This is a genomic window from Fimbriimonadia bacterium (assembly GCA_039961735.1).
In the GTDB taxonomy this organism is placed as follows: domain Bacteria; phylum Armatimonadota; class Fimbriimonadia; order Fimbriimonadales; family JABRVX01; genus JABRVX01.
Genome location: JABRVX010000025.1, coordinates 1 through 3,650, shown reverse-complemented (window position 1 = coordinate 3,650; position 3,650 = coordinate 1). Strand labels below are relative to the sequence as shown.

At 63.2% G+C, this 3,650-nt stretch carries 2 protein-coding genes; both read left to right on the top strand.

Annotation, left to right across the window (positions count from 1 at the left end):
• Positions 1–397: 397 nt before the first annotated feature.
• Entirely contained in the window at positions 398–1,795 is a 1,398-nt protein-coding gene (locus HRF45_07950) for a PQQ-like beta-propeller repeat protein (GenBank protein MEP0766455.1), read from the top strand.
• A gap of 1 nt (position 1,796) precedes the next feature.
• Entirely contained in the window at positions 1,797–3,089 is a 1,293-nt protein-coding gene (locus HRF45_07945; GenBank protein MEP0766454.1) for a hypothetical protein, read from the top strand.
• Positions 3,090–3,650: the final 561 nt, after the last annotated feature.

Genomic DNA, 3,650 nt, shown 5'->3' with positions numbered 1-3,650 from the left:
ACAGGATCAGGATGTGTCCGCAGGCGGTAACTGGGGTAGGCCGCCGCTTCGATAGGCTCAGCATGGTTCCACCCCCATCGCCGGGACGGCGATGCCACGTGATGAATCAGTGGTTCCGGCGTCCCCGCTGGTTCCGACCCCATCGCCGGGACGGCGATGCCACGGCGACAGCCCGCAATGTAGGTTGACAAAGTGGGCGAGTCGTGATAGCATGGTTGCAGGTCCGTGCAGCGAGCGGGTCGTGCGGTGCGATCCTCCCCCGGCTGCGCGGGCGAACGAGGAGGATGCAGAATGTGTGGGCGCTTTGACAGGTTCCTCCTTACCCTTATTGCGGGGGAGCACCTTAGTACTCTCTCTTACGGTGGACGCTCAGCCCGTCCCCGGTTCCCCTTGGCCTATGTTCGGGCATGACGCAAGACATACGGGAAGGACGACGGTAACACCGGCAGCCCCCGAGCTGCGCGGAACGTTCAAGTGGATCTACGATCCGGACGACACCCACCCGAACAACCCGGACGAGGTGGATGCAATCCATGGCGGCGTGGCGATTGGCCCCGATGGCAAGCTGTTCTTCGGCACCACCAGCGGCCGGTTCATCTGTGTGAGCCGCACCAACGGTCAGCGCCTCTGGTCCTATCCTCCGTCCAACCAGCCTCCGGCGTGTGACGAAGGCGCAGGTGTCTTCTGCACGCCGGCACTCGGCGTGGCGTACTCGCCGCGGGACGGTGAGTCGGATTGGCCGCCGGGGCAGCAGCTATACAACGTGTACTTCACGACGATGGACGGTCGCCTGTGGTGCTTTCGTCCCGATGGCACGCTGAGCTGGATGCGGTCCATGGGCGACGGCATCGGTGGCTCTCCGGTCATCGGATCCAACGGCCGCATCTACGTCGCGTGGTCCGACGAGGCTATAAGGCGCTCGTACGTAAGTGCCTACGATGCTGCCGGGTCCCTCAAGTGGACGCAGCAGTTGCCGCCAGATGGCACCAACAGGGTCGGTGTGATAGCAGGTCCAGCCCTAGGTGCTGACGGCACCATCTATGTAGGAGATTCCCGGGGTCGGCTGCATGCGGTCCTCGATCTGGATTCTGAGCCCCGACTGAAGTGGCCAGGCCCATATTTCAACGAAAACGGAACGCTCACCATCCACTGCGAACCAGTGATCGGTGACGACGGGACCATCTACTTCACCACTTTCTACCAAGGGGCCAGGAACGGCCTCCATGCCGTTACGGACCATGGCCAAGATGCGGAGCCAACCGCCAAGTGGGACGGCTTGCAGTATGACTTCTTGTGGAAGGTGGTGGGGCCTGGAGGCCCACCGGGCGAGGACGTAGGCCAGATCGAGGGCGGACCCTTCCTCAATTGGAGTGCCGAAGGATCGCAGATCTGGTTTGGGACGTACATCGGCAACCCATCCCGGTTCATTCGCGTCCAGGAGCGAGCACAGGGTGAAGTCCGGTGGGCGGAGGGCGTTGTGGTGACTCCCGAGGCGCTAGTCAACAATGTGGATGCGGTAGGAGCATGCGCTAGGTGGTGGGATGATGAGAAGAGGCTCCAGCAGGCCATCATCATCGCCTACGAGGAGCCGTTCGTGTATTCCTTCAAGCCCGAAGCGCGCTTCGACGACGTGCAGTACTGGTGGCGACTCGGTCCCCCCAACGGGTCTGATCCAACCTTCCCAGAAACGATCGAGCGTCCGCACATCAGCATCGACTCGGACGGCACCGTGTACGTGGGAACATCGTCGCCGAGATACGAGAGCGGTCGGCTGTTCGCAATCTGGGGGCCCTAACATGAGAGCAGTATGGTACGTGACTTGTTTGAGCGTTGCTGTTAGCTTTCCCATCGCGACGGTTCACGGCCAGACCGAGTGGGTGCATGAGAGGCTTGCTCGGGTCGCGAGCTCGCCAAGCTGGCTGAACGCACATGTAAGTCCTTTGGGGGTTCCGGTGTTCACGGCATCCACGGGAACCGCGGTAAGTGTGTTTGTTGGAAGCACCAACCTGAGCGAAGCGATTCTTGGTCCCGGCTACCACTCGGCCGTGGCGCGCGGGGTAACAGAGGAGGGTCTTCCGATATGGTGGGATCGGGGCGGGCGCCGGCTGTTCGTCGGGACCGAGGAGGTCGCCGCCAATGTCACTGACGTAGCATACAACCAGCGAGCCCGCGGTGGTCATGTCAGCTACGTCAGGTACATAGACGGCCTCTACAAGGTGTTCGTGGGTGATACCGATGTCACCACCATGGCGCTTGGGCCGACGGGTGAAGGTAGGCTGCCTTCCGCGCCAAACACGGATGGAGTCCTCGCGTGGCGAGGGCGTGGCCCTGGCACGGATGGGTATTGGGACATGTTCGCTGGGACCGAGAACCTGAGCTCCTTTCTGGGTCCGGGGAGGACTGCAGAGGGTGGTAGGATCGACGACGCCGGCCACGTCGCGTGGATCGGAAGGTCGCCCTCGACTGGAGACCGGAGCAAGGTATTTGTAGATCGGCGAGACTTGACATCCGAAGTGTTTGGCCCTGCTGGGGATGGAGTAACCAGATGGATGAACCGCAGAGGTGACGTTCTGTGGGAGGGCGGTGCAATGGTGAACAATATCATACTGAACACCTCCAACATCTCTGAGCCAGTGATAGGGCGGCCTCAGAGCCTGTTTGCCCTCCGCCTCTCGGAAAACGGTCACGTGCTATGGAGTGCGGTGCGGTCCATGGAGGAAGGCTGGCATCTCTTCCGTGACGACGTGGACCTAACAGGCACACTAGGGGGTCCGGGCTTTGAGTCCGATCATGCTGCGCAGATCAACGCTTCGGGTCACACGCTGTGGACTATCTGGCACAACGAGACGGGTGTTGGCGGCGTGTTGTATGATGACTTCAACCTATCCAAGGACGCATTGGGTGTAGACGTTGTGGCGGGGTCCGCTCTCGCAATCGGCGACGGCGGGCATTGTCTCTGGTGGTGGGAGACCGGACCGCAGAGCTACGAGATCTGGCTCTCCACCCCCGTCCCGGAGCCGGGTGCGGCGCTAGCACTCTCCGGCTGCCTCGGCCTCCTAGCACTCCGCAGTCGGAGGAGGGCGGTGTGAGTCCGTCGCGGGCAGCCCTGTGGCTGATACGGTTTGGCTACGTGTAGGCCGAGGGACTCCGATTCCGTCACGCTGAGCCTGTCGAAGCGTGACGTAGAGCTGCTGCGGCGAAACCACGGTGGCTGCATCGCCGGGATGGCGATGCCACGTTCGCGAGCCGATTCCACCTGCTGCCCCAGTGGCGGCGTTGTGGATAGCCCATCGTGGGCAGGTGCCAGGGACTCCCCTCCCGTCACGCTGAGCCCGTCGAAGCGTGCGTTCAATCGCCGCGAGCGTTGTGGCAAGAGATGACAGGGTGGTGGCCAGGCGAGGCCACGCGTGGCCCCGCCGGTTCCGCCCCCATCGCCGGGACGGCGATGCCACGTTCGCGAGCCGATTCCGCGGAAAGAGCCCGCCGCCGCGGGAAGGGTGGTGCGCAGTGCGTACCTGCCAGGGACTCCCCTCCCGTCACGCTTCGGCGGGCTCAGCATGGTTCCACCCCCATCGCCGGGACGGCGATGCCACGTTCGCGAGCCGATTCCGCCTGCTGACCCGGTGGCGTTGTGGGTGGGGGGTATCTGC